The sequence below is a fragment of the Nonlabens xylanidelens genome, from assembly GCF_002934445.1.
In the GTDB taxonomy this organism is placed as follows: Bacteria; Bacteroidota; Bacteroidia; order Flavobacteriales; family Flavobacteriaceae; genus Nonlabens; species Nonlabens xylanidelens.
Map to the genome: position 1 here is coordinate 385,589 of NZ_PTJE01000003.1, position 18,556 is coordinate 404,144.

At 31.9% G+C, this 18,556-nt stretch carries 15 protein-coding genes; 2 read left to right on the forward strand and 13 right to left on the reverse strand.

Annotation, left to right across the window (positions count from 1 at the left end; all coding sequences use genetic code 11):
* Nucleotides 1-53 precede the first annotated feature (53 nt).
* Complete coding sequence (locus tag LY01_RS09125) at nucleotides 54-1,130, forward strand: acyltransferase family protein (RefSeq protein ID WP_104515529.1); 1,077 nt, start codon at nucleotides 54-56, stop codon at nucleotides 1,128-1,130.
* Here LY01_RS09125 and LY01_RS09130 read toward each other — a convergent pair.
* From LY01_RS09130 to LY01_RS09190, 13 genes are all read right to left on the reverse strand, one after another.
* Nucleotides 1,111-2,601 carry a hypothetical protein gene (locus tag LY01_RS09130; protein ID WP_104515530.1) on the reverse strand — a complete coding sequence of 497 codons (1,491 nt, stop codon included), beginning with the start codon at nucleotides 2,599-2,601 and terminating at the stop codon, nucleotides 1,111-1,113. The two genes, LY01_RS09125 and LY01_RS09130, sit on opposite strands and share 20 nt — an antisense overlap.
* Before the next feature lie 17 nt (nucleotides 2,602-2,618).
* Entirely contained in the window at nucleotides 2,619-3,677 is a 1,059-nt protein-coding gene (locus LY01_RS09135; RefSeq protein ID WP_104515531.1) for a glycosyltransferase family 2 protein, read from the reverse strand.
* 6 nt (nucleotides 3,678-3,683) lie between these two features.
* Entirely contained in the window at nucleotides 3,684-4,709 is a 1,026-nt protein-coding gene (locus LY01_RS09140; protein ID WP_104515532.1) for a glycosyltransferase family 2 protein, read from the reverse strand.
* A gap of 5 nt (nucleotides 4,710-4,714) precedes the next feature.
* Nucleotides 4,715-5,632 carry an NAD-dependent epimerase/dehydratase family protein gene (locus tag LY01_RS09145; protein ID WP_104515533.1) on the reverse strand — a complete coding sequence of 306 codons (918 nt, stop codon included), beginning with the start codon at nucleotides 5,630-5,632 and terminating at the stop codon, nucleotides 4,715-4,717.
* Nucleotides 5,633-5,796: 164 nt separating this feature from the next.
* On the reverse strand, nucleotides 5,797-6,915 hold the full coding sequence (locus LY01_RS09150) for a glycosyltransferase (RefSeq protein ID WP_104515534.1): 1,119 nt from the start codon (nucleotides 6,913-6,915) through the stop codon (nucleotides 5,797-5,799).
* Entirely contained in the window at nucleotides 6,912-7,904 is a 993-nt protein-coding gene (locus LY01_RS09155) for a glycosyltransferase family 2 protein (RefSeq protein ID WP_104515535.1), read from the reverse strand. The genes LY01_RS09150 and LY01_RS09155 overlap by 4 nt, the downstream gene beginning before the upstream one ends.
* Nucleotides 7,905-7,937: 33 nt before the next feature.
* A complete protein-coding gene (locus LY01_RS09160; RefSeq protein WP_104515536.1) occupies nucleotides 7,938-9,110 on the reverse strand; it encodes a glycosyltransferase family 4 protein in 1,173 nt (390 codons plus the stop codon).
* Between the two features lie 11 nt (nucleotides 9,111-9,121).
* Nucleotides 9,122-10,066, reverse strand: a complete 945-nt coding sequence (locus LY01_RS09165; protein WP_104515537.1) for a class I SAM-dependent methyltransferase — start codon at nucleotides 10,064-10,066, stop codon at nucleotides 9,122-9,124.
* The gene (locus LY01_RS09170) at nucleotides 10,054-11,274 is read right to left on the reverse strand and encodes an ABC transporter ATP-binding protein (protein WP_104515538.1); all 1,221 of its coding nucleotides are present in this window, start codon (nucleotides 11,272-11,274) and stop codon (nucleotides 10,054-10,056) included. The genes LY01_RS09165 and LY01_RS09170 overlap by 13 nt, the downstream gene beginning before the upstream one ends.
* Complete coding sequence (locus LY01_RS09175; protein ID WP_170034583.1) at nucleotides 11,267-12,094, reverse strand: polysaccharide pyruvyl transferase family protein; 828 nt, start codon at nucleotides 12,092-12,094, stop codon at nucleotides 11,267-11,269. The genes LY01_RS09170 and LY01_RS09175 overlap by 8 nt, the downstream gene beginning before the upstream one ends.
* Nucleotides 12,094-12,951 (reverse strand): ABC transporter permease, encoded by an 858-nt coding sequence (locus LY01_RS09180; protein ID WP_104515540.1) that lies wholly within the window; start codon nucleotides 12,949-12,951, stop codon nucleotides 12,094-12,096. Before LY01_RS09180 ends, LY01_RS09175 begins: the two co-directional genes overlap by 1 nt.
* 3 nt (nucleotides 12,952-12,954) lie before the next feature.
* Complete coding sequence (locus LY01_RS09185) at nucleotides 12,955-15,414, reverse strand: polysaccharide biosynthesis tyrosine autokinase (protein ID WP_104515541.1); 2,460 nt, start codon at nucleotides 15,412-15,414, stop codon at nucleotides 12,955-12,957.
* 2 nt (nucleotides 15,415-15,416) lie between these two features.
* Nucleotides 15,417-16,292 carry a polysaccharide biosynthesis/export family protein gene (locus LY01_RS09190; protein ID WP_317044689.1) on the reverse strand — a complete coding sequence of 292 codons (876 nt, stop codon included), beginning with the start codon at nucleotides 16,290-16,292 and terminating at the stop codon, nucleotides 15,417-15,419.
* A 227-nt stretch (nucleotides 16,293-16,519) separates the two neighbouring features.
* On the opposite strand from LY01_RS09190, the gene LY01_RS09195 reads away from it, so the two are divergent.
* Nucleotides 16,520-18,406: an ABC-F family ATP-binding cassette domain-containing protein gene (locus LY01_RS09195; protein WP_104515542.1), complete on the forward strand. Its 1,887-nt coding sequence runs from the start codon at nucleotides 16,520-16,522 to the stop codon at nucleotides 18,404-18,406.
* The last annotated feature ends 150 nt before the right edge of the window (nucleotides 18,407-18,556 follow it).

Here is an 18,556-nt window from a genome sequence, read left to right on the forward strand (position 1 = left end):
AATAGCGCTAGAAAAAAAATAGTAGATTGCCGCTTTAAATTTTATAGTTTAAAATGAGGATTGATCAATTAACATTTACTAGATTTCTAGCAGCTATTGCCATAGTTTCTTATCACTATGCTAGAGAAACGGTTTTGTTTACTCATGAATCTATTGATTTCATTTTTAAACATGCCTATTTGGGAGTCAGTTACTTCTTTGTTCTTTCTGGATTTGTAATGGTTATAGCATATCAAAATAAAGGCCGAATCTCATTTTTTTCTTATTTAAAAAACAGAATCGCGAGAATAGTTCCTCTATACTTATTTGCTCTAGTAGCCTGCATGATTATTGACAAATCTTTAGGTTATGATAAATTAGATATCATTTACACATTTATATTAATTCAATCTTGGATTGCTGGCAAAGGTCTAGTCATTAATTTTACGGCATGGTCACTATCTGTAGAGTTTTTCTTTTATGCGATGTTTCCATTTTTAACCAATTGGATATACCAAAAATGGGAACTTAAAAATATCTCCATTGCACTGAGTCTGTTTTGGATCGCATCACAAATTCTACATATTCTTATTATAGAAAACATGGTAGAATTCCCTTATTACATTGAGAGAGATTTGAGATATCATCCTATCATGCATTTCAACTCATTTTTAATTGGTAATCTAACCGGACTAATATTCTTAAAGTATCGAAATCAGTTAAACAAACTGGGTAACATCTACCTAAGTCTATTACTTGTATCATTAATATTCTTTTCATTTAGAATGGAGATAGTAAAATACTTCCATAACGGAATTTTATCTCCTTTAATGGCTGTGTTAGTATTAACAATTGCTCTAAATGAAAAACCTCTTGCTAACTTCTTTAATAAAAACATTTTCTTGTTTCTAGGAGAAATAAGTTTTGGAATCTACATTTTACAAAAACCAGTTTGGTCTTTATTAGCAAACTTAAACCTAGAGGCACATCTAGAACGACTATATATTACAAATGTAAATGCCTTATTTAGTATTCGTCTACTCATTTTGATTACGATTTCTATGATCACTTACAAACTGATAGAAATACCTATGCAGCAACTCATCAAGAAAAATTGGAATTTCAACTTCTTTAAAACTCTAAAGGATTAACTATTTTTCTACTTGACAAATTCTCATTCTTAACAGTTTCTAATATCAACCTCTCTAATTTATCATGAAATTCAATTTCTTCTTTATTGGCAAAGACAACTAAATCATTATCAATATAGCTTTTAAACACCTCTAACCCTACTGTATCAATTAGTATGGTTTTAACTCCTAATTCCCTTGCCTCAATTGTACAACCTGAGTAGTTTGTTATGTGCAGTAAGGATCCTCTTAAAACTTCAGGCAACGGAGTGTCACTAGGTCCTTGAATAGTGTATTTTTCTTTTCTTACATGATTTTCTTCTAGGTAACTTTCAACTAAATGTGAATCTTGAGAATTACTGGGATGCAACCTAAGAATCCATTTATACTTTGAATTTTCTATTAATTTTATAATATCCGGTGTGAATGTATTCTCTAATGTAAATAAAGGAAAGGTTTGTAGGGTATATAAAACAAAAGGTTCCTTTTCTGAAGTATCTACCTTCTTATTTTCATTTTGTGTAAAAGCTAACCATGGTTGTCCATAAACTTTTGCTATTGTGTTTACCGATATTGCCCATTTATTGATTTCTTGAGCAGACTCTTTATCCCAACACCAATATTCCTTAGGCATAATCGAGAATCCATTTTTAGGAATTTTTGACCAACTAGCATATGCCATATGCACCTCAGTCTGTGGACCATGCTGAAAATCTACCGTAGGAATACCTAATTTGTTTGCTGCATGCATGCAAGACCACATACTGTCAAATCCATAATAACTAACTGCAATAACTTTCTTTGTCTTAGCCTTAATTAGGTACCTCGTATAGAAATTTGAAAAAACTCTAATCTTAGTCGACCATTTTTCTAAATTAGAATTTTTGAGTTGATTAGAAATTTCAAATAATCCATTATTATTTAAAAACACCCTAAACTGATCAACTCCTTGGGTATTGTTAGATTCTAGATTCATTAATGGATATAAAAAGCGAGTTATTTTGTATCTCTTATTATAAAAATCTAAGTACGGTGCTACTGTTTCCACAGCATTCTGGTTATAACAAGGACACAAATGTTTCTTGATTTCAAATGTAAACGAATTCTTTTCTAAATCATTTACCGCAATCATAGAGTCAAAAAACCTATTAAAATAGATCTCATTATGAATTACCTTATGCATATCGAGGCTCATAAAAAGCAACTCTCTCTTATTTACACTTTTAATAAAATTTTTAAAAGCAAAAAAAGAAATCCATAATTGTTTTAACTGTTGTAATCTAGAAGTGCATATTTGATTAACATGAATTGTTTTATTAACTTTTTGATGCTCTTGATTATTAACAGACTGAATAAGCGCATAATATAGCTTTACCCTAATATGAGGCCAGAATGGAATATCATTATACACCCATTTATCTACAGGATATTTATCTTCTATTTCTAGAATAAAGTCTTTAATAGCTGTATAACTGGTCACTTTTTCAATCATCGATATTTAGTTTGCCATTAAATGAGCACCTTTATAACCGCTAAATTTGTATCATACTCATAAAAGTACGGACGGTTGCGATAATGCAAGATAATCGTTTCTAGTAGTCTATCATTAACCAGATCCATATCTAGAACAGGTTTCGTTCTTTTGTGAAGAATTTTTTTAATTTTATCCTTACTATTTTTTAAAACCTTGGTTATTCTTATCTCCACAGGGTTTTCTGGTGGCTGAACTATTAGGCTCGCAAATAAACCGATAATTTCTTGTTGATAGTTTTGAAATTCCCAGATTTCGGCAGGTTCTTTTAAACGTGTATATGCCGCAGGATCACAGGCCAAACCCCAGTTATTATTTAGGTTGACTTTTGTGATGTTACGCTTTCGCGAAAGCGTGTAATATTCATGATTCACCTTTTCTAAGTAGCTATGAAACGGTTGCTTACTTTTTATATTTCTATACCCTTTTTCATGCCATTGATGCAATAACAAAACATCTTCCTTATACAAGGTAATCTGTACACCAATGCGTTCTAGACGGTCAAACATATCGGCATCTTCGGCACCCCAACTGTGATAGAACTCATCAAATCCATTTATGGTTTGTAATTTATCTGTATTAAAAATAGCTGTGCCGGTTAATCCACCTATAAAATCTATATGATAATCACTGAATGTTTTTAAGCTCTTACTTTCTTCTTCTTTTAAAAATCCATAGGGAAAATTAATCACCTCATTTTCTGAGGCTAGTATCAACGCCTTTTCTATAAATTCTGGATGTGTTATACAATCCATATCTAAAACCATAAAAAAGGTTGTCGTACAATTGCGCAACACCATATTAATAGCACGCGTTTTATGAAAAAGTTGACCTTGCGTAGGGCAAAGTATCAAATAAATTTTGGGATAACTTTCTTCTATTAGTGCTTTAAATTTGTCTTGATAATCTATATCACTACCGTAATCTACAATGGTAAGCATAATGCTATCATTGAGCTGTGGATATATAGAATCTAGCGTCTTTTCAACAATTTCAAAAGTTCTATTTCTATTCACTATGACTATGGAGAGATTCATTTTAATTTATTTCAAGTAATGATCTCTAAAAACTAGTGGTAGCTTGAAACAACTTATTGCATAATTGTAAACCTTTTTTTTAGAGAGAAGATTTTTAAAAAAAATAAATTTAATCCAATACCTCAAAGGTTTTTCTTTTATTTTACTGTAACTAGGCCAATATATTTTTTCTGTATCTAAGTTATTCAAATTAGATAGCTCTTGGTCCATCCAAGATTCCCAAGTATTACCTAAATGGTATGCATGGTTTTTATGAGTCGATAATCTGTATCCATCATTTCTTACAGTAGGAATGTCTAAATAAACTTCTTCCGAATTGCCGCTTAACACAAACTCCGAAGATTCATTTGGTGCAAATAGAAGAGCATCTCTTTTATAAGTAGCACAAAAATGACCGCATCCCACAGTAGCTTTAAAATCTTTTATAGTAATAGTCAATATTACATCTTTTTGATTGTCATTCAAATAAGGCCATCCAATACTTTTTGCGAATTTTTCTAATCCTTCAGGATCTGCCGAATTCTCAAATACCACCTTACCACTCCATAAATGTTCTAGCCATATATTACTAGTGAATTGATTAAATGTCTTAAAATTAGGAACAGGTGATACAACAGTCGCACGTGGAAAATTTTGAAAAACTTGTGAAACTTGAGCATCCCATCCTTTTAGAAACATTACATCACCATCCGTAATAGTAAGGTATGGCTCTTCACTTGCCCCTATCACGCGACGCAAACTATTGACCTTCCCCAATTGTTCCGTTTCTAATAAAAGCTCATCAATAAGCCCATCGTTTTGTAAATCAAGAAGTTTTGAATGTATTTCTTTAGAACATCCATTTGCAATAACGCTTATCGGTGTAATATTATCTGAAGTTAATCGTAAACTAGTCACACATGATTTAAAAATTTTGAAAGAGTCTTTGTAATAATCATTCTCATGTGGAATGTATAAAGGTATAATAACTCTATTTAAAGCTTTACTTCCTTGATATTTCTTATCATGTTCCTCGCTACGACCTATGCGCATATTTATTATTTACTTTGTTTATTCAATAATTTTGATATACCATCCTCCAAGGATACTAAATCTCTATTTAAAATCGCTCTCATTTTAGAAATGTCCGGTTGCCTGCGTGTCATATCTCCTTCTTCTAAGGCTGGTAAATGAATTACTTTTGAAGAGCTTCCTGTCACTTTTAAAATAACTTCTACTAATTCTTTAATGTTATAAACAATGTCATTACCTATATTAAACACATCATTTTTCAAAGAAACATTATCAAATATGAGCTGACTAGCCTCTATATTGTCATCTATATAACAAAATGTTCTAGACTGTAAACCATCACCATAAATTGTTATGTCATGATTATTCAATGCTTGTTTTAATAATTTAGGTATAACAAAATCAATGCTTTGCTGAGGACCATAGGTGTTAAAAAATCTAAAAATAACATAATCTAAGTCATATTCTTGTTTATATGATCTGAAATAAGCCTCTCCTATATTTTTAACAACAGCATAGGGTAGCTTTGAATTTAAGGGAGTTTCGTTCTCAATTTGAGGTAAACTTACAGGCTCTCCATACACCTCACTACTAGAAGAGTAGGATATTTTTTTTACTCCTGTGTTTTTACTGAGTTGTAATATATTTTTTATCCCATCTATGTCCTTTAGTACATCTATTGGACGTTCCAATGTTCTTTGAACACCTACTAAAGCAGCATAATGATGGACATAATCAAAAGGTTGAGACAGCATAACTTCAGCTATTTCTTCATAAACATTTACATCTAGTTTAATAAATGTAAAATTGTTATTTAGAGGCAGTTTGTTTTTATCTCCAGTACTTAAGTTATCTACCCCTACTACCTTATGACCGTTATTAAGTAAATGTGCAGCAAGCGCACTCCCTACATTTCCTGCTACCCCTGTGATTAAATGATTCATTATATTTATCTTTAGAGATACAAATTTACGTTATCTAATCAATCTTAAACAATGTACTTTGTAATTGTCGATATAAATAACAATTATTAATATCTACTATTAAGTTGATTTCTTTAAATTAAAACTTCATATTGCTAAACTTCAATTAGAAATGATTAACGATACTAGTCATAAAGTTTATTTATTTGCTTTTTAACAAAATCATAATTATACTTTAAATTAATTGTCGATTGGTTTTCAACGTAAGCTTGTTCAATCAAATGCTTTTCATTTAGCGCAAACAATATTTGATTTGAAATATCTTCAACATCTAAAGGATTATCTATTAAACACCCATTGAATCGATGAATTATTAAATCCGCTGTACTACCTCCTGGATTACTTTGAATTGGAAATGCTCCCATCATCATAGCTTCTATTAGAGTATTAGGTATACCATCTGAAATACTATTGCCGATATATATATAAGTTTGCCCCATAAGTTTAAATAATTCTTCATGGCCTAAACTATGCCTTCCATAAGTTAATAAATCTAACTTGTTCTCATTAATAAATTGAATTGTTTTTGCGTGTGCTCCAAAAACTATTATTTCAAATCTATTAGGTAAGCTAATATTATTTAGGGCTTTGATGACATTTATTGCTCGTCCAAAATCATGTTCATAACCTTTAACTAAAATAATAGATCGCTTAGATACTGGTTTATTATATTTAAAATAAAAGTTTGTTTTATAGCCACCACCTCCTGGAATTATTGTTGTTAAACCTTTATAACCAAGCCTCCTTGCTATCTGTATATCTCTTTGATTATCAACATGTAACAAATCTACTAGTTGTAAAGCATTTTTTATCTTCCTCTTATGGTTTTTAAAAGATTGATAATAGAATAAATCACTACCCCAGCAAGAATATATGACCTTTATATCAATGTAAGACTTTAAAGTTCTCACAATAGGATAAAAACAAGTTTGCATCTCAAAGACATGAATAATATCAGGTTTAATTTGAGAGATTATTTGATGTAAATATTGATTTTCGGTAATTTCTAAAATAGGCCTTATCAAAGCATATAATTGGGGCTTAGATTTTGATAAAGAGTACTCTCCTTTAATAGGCGTTATTTTGCGTTTATGCCATTCATTAAATTTTACAACTCTATTTTCAAATTCAACATTATCTTTACTTAGAACATTAAACCAATATAATTCATTAAAGTCATCATCTACATTAGATATCCATCTAGTTGCATGTACTGACGGCATTGATATAAATAATATTTTCATTTAATGATAATATTGAAGTATTTATTTTTTATCCTTTTATATAAAAAGTAATAACCTTTTTTATTCTTAAATGTTTTATTCAAGTAACCCAGACTATATAGTAAAAACAATTCCTTCTTATTAAGGTCTAATAAATCATTTGATTTTGATATAGTTTTATATAACGTTGAAATATCAACCTTTGAATTCATATAATTGTTTATGATTTCAAAAATCCATTCCTTTATTTTCTCTTTAGGTAAAGTTATATTAGAATCATCTAAGCATGACATGATGGATTCAATAAATATTCCTACAGATTCTATAACATGTTGAAAAAACTCTGGCTTTCTAGGATTATTATTATCTGCTACCCTATAGTAGCAATCTATTAGTGGAATAGATATATAGTTAGGCTTAACAGTAGCTAGTAATCTTATGTTAAAATCTACATCTTGAAATCTTTGAAGGGTTTCATTAAATTTAATATTCTCAAGAACACTTTTTTTAAAGGTAGGTCGACAAATACTCCAAGGCAAAATTTTTAAAGTTAAAAAATGATCGAGCGCTACCTTCCAACTTCCGTTAATAACTAAAGATTTGTCTTTAGCTTTTAAATCGTTATTTACAAATTTCCCCATTTCAAAGATAACTATGTCTACATTATCATTTTTTTGAAATTCCTTTATTCTATTTTCAAAGGCTGTGGATACTAAAACATCATCACTATCAAAAAATATAATATAATCCCCATTTGAAATACTCAAGCCGTAATTACGACAGGCATTTGCTCCCTTAGGCTTATTTAATGGCCTATGTTGATATGAAAACCTAGACTTATCTATTATATAATCATTTACAACCTGTTCCGTATCATCAGTGCTACCGTCATCCACAATAATACATTCCCAATTAGAATAGGTTTGATTTTTTATAGATTCTAAAGTTTCTAAAATAAGATTCGCTCTATTATAACTCGGTATTATTATAGAAATTAAATTGTCTTTCATTACTTAATGAATATAGATTAAATATTTAAAATATTAATACAATAACCCCAATATTGTCTCAAAAACATCTCTTCCATATTCTTTTAAAATATACTGTCGATTGCTCTTACCTATTGCATCCCATGAACTCTTTAAAAATATCATTTGTTCTAATCCTTGAACCATTTCAGATGGTTCATTTCGAGAACATAGAATATTATCATCAGGTAATTCATAAGGAATTGAACCTACTGAGGTTGACACGATAGGTAACCCCATACTCATAGCCTCTAGCATAACTGTAGGTAATGCTTCATGCAAACTACTTATTACTAAAAAATCAGATTGATTATACATCTCTTTTATCTCAAATCTATTTTTAGAACCAGTTAAAGAAACTACATTCTGTATTCCCAATTCCATAATAAGCATTTCTAAATTTTGCCTTTCTGCGCCTTCTCCTATTATAGTTAACTGTATCTCAACTTCCTTCTCCTTTAATAACGTTAGTAATAGAGAGACACTTCTTAAAAGGTTATCAAAGCCTTTAACTTTTTCTAATCTACCTACGGCTAGTATTTTTATTAAACTCTGCTTTTCTTTTACATTAATCGTAGAAAAAAACTTATCATCAATTGGGTTATTTATTCTCTTTATTTTCTCTGAATTAAATCCAGCAGATAACAAAGCCTTAAAATTCCAAGTAGAGATTGCTATAGGTGTATCAACATGTTGGATTATCGGAGTATAAAATTGAGGATATTGTGAAAGGTGCCTAATATCATAACCATGAAAAGTGACATGAATCTTTACATTTTGTATCGGCCCAATAACTTTTAAAAACTCTCTAGCTACATCCCCAAAATGAAAATGTATGTTTTCTATCTGATTATTCTCAACAAGTTTTTTAAACCTTTTATTGAGTATTTTTTTTTTGAAATCTTTTTTATTAAACTTAAGTAAGAGAAAGTCATAAAAATTAAATGGATTAATTAATGACAGAAGAGCTTTAAATTTTGTCAATTCATAAAAGGTTCCTATCTCAAAAATTTTTACCTTAGATATAATATCATGATATCCTTCTAACGCCTGCGTATTTGATTTTATCGTTTTTGCACCAACATAAACACTTTCTGAAACATTTAAAGCAGAAAGAATATGATCTCTAATAAAAGTCTCTGAAAGCTCTGGAAAAGAGTTCATAACTATCAGCACATTTTTATTCATTTTAAAATCAATTACAATTTCTTATACACAACAACACTATTTAAACCTTGATCTTTAATTAAGAACTTATAGATAACAAGTTTCAACTTAATCGGGAGTTTATTTATCAAATTAGTTGATTTATTAACGGACTTGAGTGAAATAGCGACTTGATTCCAATTATTTAATTTTGTTATTTTCTTTAAAAGAAAATTATTAACTATACCTAGACGATACTTGCGAGATTTAGAAATCTTAACCGATTCTACAGATATCAGTTTTAAACCAAAAACATCTAAACTTTCAAATGATTTCTTAGTAAACCTAGATATATGATGTGGTGGTAAATTCAAAGTATGGTTGATACTAGATGTGTCATGATTATCATTATTCGGTACGGAAAAAATATAGTATCCATCTTTCCTTAAACATCTTACCCCAGCTTCTATAAAACTATATAAATCACTTACATGTTCATGAACATGATTACTTACAATAATATCATAAACCTCTTTGTTCGATAAAGAATGAGTTTCAACACTTTCATCTTTAAGTCTAACACCTTTTGCCATTGCATTTTTAATGGCCAGATCATTGAATTCTAAACCTACATAGCTATTACAACTTATAACTTTTGCAAAATCTCCATCGCCAGCACCTATTTCTAAGACTTTATCTTTTTGAGTTATATATTTTTTAATCATTAAAAATTCAGGTCTCAACGGACTGTAATAATTATCTCTTATCTCTTGTAAAACTTCATAGAACTTATCATTACCAGCCATTCTAGGATCAAAAAACAAATGGCTACAATCATTGCATTTAAAAAAAGAAAAAGATTCAAGGTTGAAAAACTGAGAAAAATCTCTACCAAATGACTCTTGATAAATATTATTAATCAATTTTGAATCAAAAGTCGACTCAATTGACAAGTCATTTGATTTGCATAATATGCAATTTGTTTTTACTGAATCCATAAAGTGCTAAAGTAATTTTGTCCCCAATTCTTTTTTGGCAAGGTTATATTATAATTCCATTCCATAGAAAACTCGCAAACATTTCTCAATTCTTCTAAATCAAAAGTTCCATTTCCTAGGAATAATGAAATGTTATAAAGACCTGGAACTAGAGTCATATTTTGAATCTCTATGACTACATCAGTTCCGTTTTGTTTTTCAAATTTTAGAGAGGCTTGATGCATATTTGCTGCTGCTACTCTTTCTCCAAAATTATTTTCTAAAACATAACCAATGGTTATCGTATCATATTCTTTATAATCTAACTTTAAATGAATACGTAAATTTTGGTTATGATTAATGTTTTTCTCTTCTAATCGGATTTCAGAAATAAGGTCAGATTGTTTTATCTGCATATCATTCTGATTATTCGATGATATCTTTAAATAATCATTTATCGCGTCATTAGTTTCTCCTACAAAACTAATTTCTCCATTACTTAAAACAATAGTTCTCGTGCACAAACTCTTCACAGCAGCCATATTGTGACTCACAAAAAGCACCGTCCTTCCACTAGTATTAGAAATGTCCTGCATTTTACCAATAGCCTTTTTCTGAAATTCGGCATCTCCTACGGCCAGTACCTCATCTACCACTAGAATATCTGGCTCGAGAAAGGCAGCTACTGCAAACCCTAATCGCACGCGCATACCGCTAGAATAACGCTTTACAGGTGTGTCGATGTACATCTGACAGCCAGAAAACTCAACTATCTCATCAATCTTACTTGCTATCTCTGTTTTAGTCATTCCTAAAATAGCACCATTGAGATATACATTTTCTCTACCTGTAAGTTCTGGATGCATACCAGTACCTACTTCTAGTAAACTCGCGATGCGACCTTTAGTTTTTATAGAACCTGTTGTAGGGCTGGTTACTCTAGAAAGTATCTTTAATAAAGTAGATTTACCAGCACCATTCTTTCCAATAATACCTAGTATCTCGCCACGTTTTACCTCAAAGTTTATATCCTTTATCGCCCACACATAATCACTAGTGGCCGCAGCACTGCGATCATTTACAGCACCTATTTTAAGATAAGGGTCTTCTTTACCTCTTATCTTAGCCCAAAATCTATTTAAATCATGACTTAAGGTACCAGTTCCTACGGTTCCTAAACGGTATTGTTTAGAAACATTTACAGCTTTTAAAATAACATCATCACTCATCGCTTGCAGTTTTAAAAGGACACACAGCCATTAATCCTTGCTGTATATTATGAATTACCTGATTAGATGGTAATGAACTTTCATGATTCTTTATCATAGTCACCGCTTCATTTACCCCTATCTCATTCTTTATAAATTCTGGTTGATAAGTATTTAAACCTACAGACAATAAATAATCGTGATACTTAACACCATCACCATAAATATTATCTGAAAACTTGACCTGTACAGCCGGTATTTGATAAGCATGCGCAACGATAATACCATGTAAAGAAGAAGATAAAACCTGCTCACAATTTAGTATTTCACTAGTTGTTTCTTCTATATCGTTGGTATTAAAATCTATAATTTTGACACCTTTACTTTGCCCATAAAGTTTCTTTGCTATTTCTAGGTCAGTGATATGTGGTATGATTCCTAATGTATATTTTTTATCTACTTTAGGCTGATAATATAACGGTAATAAAAGTGCCGGATCTCCATAGACCTCTGGACACTCATAACCTAGTTCGAGTATTCGCTTTCGCGAAAGCGGACCTCTAACAGACAAAAATCTAGCACTAGCTATAGATTCATCTTTATGGTTAATACCACTACCCCATACCGTGCAATAGGTATTGATATGTGCGAGAACACTGCCTATGGTCACATACAAAGGACTGAATAGATTTCTAATAGAAAATTTTTGAGCACGTACCCAAGTTACTTTTTTACTAGAAATTTTTTCTACTAGATATTTACCTAATAGATCGCCATAGTTTTCTTTCTGTTTTTTCTGGATAAAGATTTCACTCCACCAGTATAGTCGTATTGCTGCCATTATACGGTGTCGATAAAAGTTTTTTCGGTTCTATTAAAAATTACAAGACCTACTAAAAAAGCAATAATCGCTATACACGAACTGATACCTAAACCAGAAAAAGAAATATCACCTGTACCTAATAATAGGTTTCTATATAGTTCTATCACTTGCGCTAGTGGATTTGCTTCTATAATCCATGCCCAATCTGGGCTTTTTATTTTTGCCTCGCTTAATGGATACATCACCGCACTTAAATACATTAATAGGTTGATACCAAAGGAAACTAATATAGTAAGATCTCGATACTTAGTAGTCATAGAACTCAAAATCATACCTATACCTAGTCCTAGTAAAGCCATGTTGAGTATGGCCAATGGAAATAACCAAACGTATATAGATGGAAGAATATCTATATCTTTTACAAATACAAAATATAAGTAAAAGATGACAAATATAAGTAACTGTATACCATACTTAAACAGTCCTGACAGCACCTTAGAAGCCGGTACAATAAATCTAGGAAAATACACTTTACCAAATAAGCTCGCATTTGCTGTAAATGTGGAACTAGAAGAAGTTAGACATTCTTTAAAATAATTCCATAAGGTAATACCTGCCAGATTAAATAGAAATGGTGGTACACCGCCTGTTTTAATATCTGCAAATGTGTTAAAAACTAGCGTAAAAACCACACTCGTAAAAAGTGGCTGAATTAAAAACCATAAAGGCCCTAAAACGGTTTGTTTATAGACAGTGACAATATCACGCTTAACAAAAAGAACTAGCAGGTCTCTATAACGCCATATTTCTTTTAGGTTCAGGTCAATTAATTTTCCTTTAGGCTTGATTTCATAAAGCCAGTCTTTATCTGACATAAATTAGCTCTTAAGTTTAAATATAGATCGTACGACTTTTTTAATTTTCATTAAAAAACCATCTTTCACATCATTTTCATGATATCCATTACCATAGGCTCCATAACCATAGCCGTAACCGTAACCGTAGCCATAACCGTAAGTCCCTTTATCACTAAAATGATTAAATATAAAACTCAAGTTTTTTATCTCTTCTCTTTTATATTTTTCATTCACCACATTTAGCATTTCCTTTTTAGTATAGCCCTGACGTATCATGTAAAGAGATGCATCGGCATGTTTTGCTATTTCTAACGCATCTGCCACTAGACCTAATGGTGGTGTGTCTAGAATGATGTAATCGTAATTCTTTTTAAATTCTTCTATCATATCACCGGCACGCTTAGACATTATAAGTTCGCTAGGATTAGGCGGTACAGGACCAGAAAGTACTATATCCAGATTTTCTATTCCTGCAGACCTTATAATATCATTTAAGGAGCAATCGTTTACTAAGTAGTTAGAAACTCCTAAATCGTTATCAATCTCAAAATCATCAAATATCTTAGGCTTTCTTAAATCTAAACCTACCAGCAAGGTGCGTTTACCACTTAAAGCAAAAACAGTAGCAAGGTTGATACTGGTAAATGTCTTCCCTTCCCCACTTACACTACTGGTAACCATAATAGTACGTGAGTTGTATTGTGATTCTTGATCGTAAATAAAGTGTAAACTAGAACGTATACCTCTAAAAGATTCTGCTATCGTAGATTTAGGTTTGTCACGCACTATTAAATTAGTAGGATGATCCATTTTACCCACAACACCTAACACAGAAACTGGGCTCAGTTTTTCAAGGTCTTTAGGGCTATGCACATAGTTATCTAAAAAAGTAAGTACAAAAGCGACTGAAATAGGAGCTGCAAATGCCACCATTAAAGCAATTAAGTAATTGATATTTGAGTCTTTGCGCTGTCCACCTCTACCTATATTTTTTGCAGCATCTATGACATAAATATCCGACACGTTTGCTGCTTTAACTAACTCTGCCTCTGCTCTTCTAGCCTGAAAGATATTATAAGCATTCTGTCTCAAATCAAACTGACGCTGTATTTTAAGATATTCTTGTTGTTCTTTAGGTAAGGTTTTAATCTGAGCTTCTATTTTATAAATCTCAGAGTTGAGTTGTTTTAACTCGCCATTAAGTTGAGCTTTTGAACTAGAAATATTTTCAAAAATAACTTCTTTAATAGCGTTGATATCGCGATCTATTTCTCTGAAAATAGGTGCATCTTCTCTCATGGCAAACTGCCTGCGTTTACGCTCTTCAGATAATTGTATTAATCTGGCAACACTTCCTACTACACTACCTTCTGTAATACCAACTACGGTAGGTGCCTGTATGGCTGTGTAATCTGTTTTATCTCTTAGGTAATTGCGTAGGTTATTGTAATAATCTAATTTATTCTGAAGGTTAGTTCGCTGAAATTCAAAATCAGTAAGCTTTGTATTGAAATCACTATTTTGAACTGTTGCGTCTATTAACTGACTCTTAGATTGAAAATCTTTCAATTCATCTTCAGATGCTTTAATAGCCTCTGCCTGAGCGATAAGACTACTATCGATATACTTAATCGTACTGACAGCAAATTTATTCTTACGTTCTAGTTCTCCTTTTTCTAGAACAACAGAACTGGAGTTGATATAATCTACTAACCTATCTTTATTAGAACCTCTCAAGGAAAGTTGTATGATAGAAGAACCAGTAGGCTTTTGAAGAATAGATATACCTTTATAACGACTTACCGTACCCCAGTAATCACCAAAATTAAATAACCAAGTCCCTTTTTGAATGGTACTGCTGGTCTTTTCTATAGTCACATGTAAAAAAGGCAGATCTATAGGCTTACCAAATTCAAATTTCTGTTTCCACTCTCCTTGTGGAATATCTACCTGACCTGTTTCTTTGGTGAAATAATTAAAAGCACCTGCCTTATTTGAACTAAAATCAGCACTTAACTCAAATTCTTTATCGTTTAAAACATTAATACGTATGGAATTGCCTTTTATTTGCAAGGCATCTTCTACGGCATAAATAAAGAAAGGTGTTTGCTTATAAGCGTCTACATTATAATACTTACCTTCTTTAATGTAATTGATATAAAACTGAAGTTCGTCCACAACTTTCTCTGAATGAGAGCGTGATTTGAATTGAGTAATCGCTGTAGTAACCTTATCTGTAGTACCACCCCAATTAAAGGTAAGACTGGTATTACTTGTAAATAACGGATTTGAATTGTCCTTAATACTAATTAAGGATTCCATATCATAGTAGGTCTGTATAAATTGGTTCTTATAATAGGCATAACCTATACCTACACCTAGGCAAAGTAATAACAACCACCACAAGCGCAACAATTTAGACAAAAACTGTCTTATATCAAATATACCAGTTAGGCTGTTAACTTCATTTTCTTCTTCCATGGTTAATTAGAGATATTGTTAATCAATAAAACAGTTCCTACTAACGCAGTAAACACAGATAATATAGTCGTAAAAGAAGACAAGCCAGTTGTTCCTGTTCCTAGTGCTTTTTGTGGTTTTGGATTAACGACTATCATATCATTAGGTTGTATGTAATAATAAGGAGAATATACCACATCTATACTTGTTAAATCTAGCTCGTGTGTTTTCACACCATCAGGATACTGTCTTACTATTTTTACAGCGGTTAAATCGCCCGTAATGGGCACACCACCACCGTCTGCAATAGCCTCTATAATACTTACCTGATCTCTATAGATGTTTTTTTGTCCTGTACCATTTACCTCTCCTACCATAGTATATCGCAAACCATCTAATTTTACGGTAACAAATAAATTTGCATTTTCTTTAAAATATTCAGTCAGTAGTCTTTTTTCTATCAATTCACGCAACTCTTCTACCGTCATGCCTATCGCTTTTATTTTACCCAATTGCGGCACACGTATATCTCCATGTTGATCTACCGTATAACCTGTAAAATATAAACCAGCACCTTGAGTAGATCTTGTATTACCTTCATCACCTTGTACATTAAACATCTTTACCAGATCTGGGTCTATAGGTGCTTTAATTTGAATAGAAAGTATATCGTTAATTTGTAAACGATAAGGTGGTTGTATTTTTCTAATAACAATTAAAGAATCGTTTGCAGTGCTATTAGACTCCTGTAAATAAGTAATCTTAGATGTGGGAACACAGGAACTAGCCAGCAATAATAAAAAAAGTACCAATAAACCCAACAGATTTCTCATGTAATAGAAAATAAAGTAAGCTGCAAATATAGAATTATTGAATTGAAAATCTCCTTTTGACACCATTCATTAGTATATAATCGATACATATGTTAAAAGATGTTTTATAATCTCGCTTTCGCGAAAGCGGAACAAACATAAAACAATGGAGACCACACTAGCCCATCACAGACTAATTTGAATATCCTAATATAGGAATACCATCTCAAGAAGCTTCAAATTTTATGGGATGACCTCACTATACTAACACTTAACACCGTAATATTGCATTTCTTAATTTAAGCAGGATTACCATGAATTATATAACTGTAGAAAACGTTTCCAGAGCATTTGCTGACAAAGTTCTTTTTAAAGACCTATCACTAGGTATCAACCAAGGACAGAAAATAGGTTTTGTAGCAAAAAACGGTTATGGTAAATCTACTTTGCTCAATATCATCACTCGAGCAGAAGAACCTGACAGCGGTAATGTAGCTTATAGAAGTGATCTAAGAATGGCGTTCTTATCGCAAGAACCTAATCTTAATCCAGAAATGACTATTGAAGAAGTAATTCTAGATAGTGACGTACCTACGATGAAAATCATAGCAGATTATGAGCACTCGATGGCAAATCCTGATGATGCTGACATGATGCAAAAAGCACTGGATGCTATGGATGCGGCAAACGCTTGGGATTTTGAAACTAAGTACCGCCAGATTCTTTCTAAATTAAAACTGGATGATCTGACTCAAAAAGTAGGTAAATTAAGTGGTGGACAAAAAAAACGTATCGCCATGGCTATGGCTTTACTGTCAGACCCACAACTTTTAATAATGGATGAACCTACTAACCACCTAGATCTAGAAATGATCGAGTGGCTAGAGGCATACTTTAAACAAGAAGACTACACCATACTTATGGTAACACACGACCGTTATTTCTTAGATCGTGTGTGTAATGAAATTATAGAATTAGATCAAGGTCAACTTTATACCTATAAAGGAAACTACTCTTACTACGTTGAGAAAAAGCAAGAACGTTTAGAAATAGCTCAAACTAATCAAGAAAAAGCACAACAACTTTATAAAAAGGAATTAACGTGGATGCGTCGCCAGCCTAAAGCGCGTCGTACTAAATCAAAATCTCGTATAGACGACTTCTATGTAATTAAAGAAGCCGCTCATAACCGTCGTAAAGATCACCAGGTAGAACTAGAGATTAATATGCAACGTATGGGAACAAAGGTTGTAGAATTACACAAACTGAGTAAATCGTTCGGTGATAAACATTTGATTAAGGACTTTTCTTATAATTTCATACGTGGAGAACGACTAGGAATCATAGGCAAAAATGGTACTGGAAAATCTACGTTCTTAAACATGATTACTGGTGCACTTACTCCAGATACTGGTAAAGTAGTTATAGGAGAAACAGTTAAAATAGGGTATTACACTCAAGGTGGTATTGAAGTAAAACCTGGTCAAAAAGTCATAGATGTCGTTAAAGAATACGGTGAGTACATCCCTTTAAATAAAGGTAAAATAATCAGCGCGAGCCAGTTACTGGAGCGTTTTATGTTTGATAACAAGAAAAAGCATGATTTTGTAGAAAAACTAAGTGGTGGAGAACGCAAACGTCTTTACCTATGTACAGTTCTCATTCAAAATCCTAATTTCTTAATTCTTGATGAACCTACTAACGATCTAGATATCCCTACACTAAATGTACTAGAGAACTTCCTAATGGATTTCCCTGGTTGTATTATAGTAGTAAGTCACGACCGTTACTTTATGGATAAGATAGTAGATCATTTATTTGTATTTAATCAGTCTGGTAATATTACAGATTTCCCTGGTAACTACAGTGATTTCAGAGCTTATGTAGGTAATACAGACATCGCTCTAGATAAGGATGCCACCGAAGAAGAAAAACCAGTAATAGTAAAAAAGGTAGAAACCACAACTGCTGCCCCTACATCTGGACCGACTAGAGAGCAACAAAAAATGCTTTCTAGAATGGAGAATAAAATCAAGCAACTGGAAGAGTTAAAGAAAAAACTACAAGACAGTTTCTTAGATCCTAACATTCATGCAGACCAAATGACTGAAAACTCTATACAACTAGAAAAAACTAAAGCACAACAAGAAGAACTAGAGATGGAATGGTTAGAATTAAGTGAGCAAATTGCTAAAAACTGACCTATTTCACACCTTATTATAGATTTAAAACCTTCCTCTTAAAACAGGAAGGTTTTTTTTTGTTTTCTTGGTTCCGTTCCTCAGCCCTAAAGGGTTTGGAAACAAAGGCTTTTTGCTGTTTTGTTGTTTCCATTCCCCAACTCTAAAGGG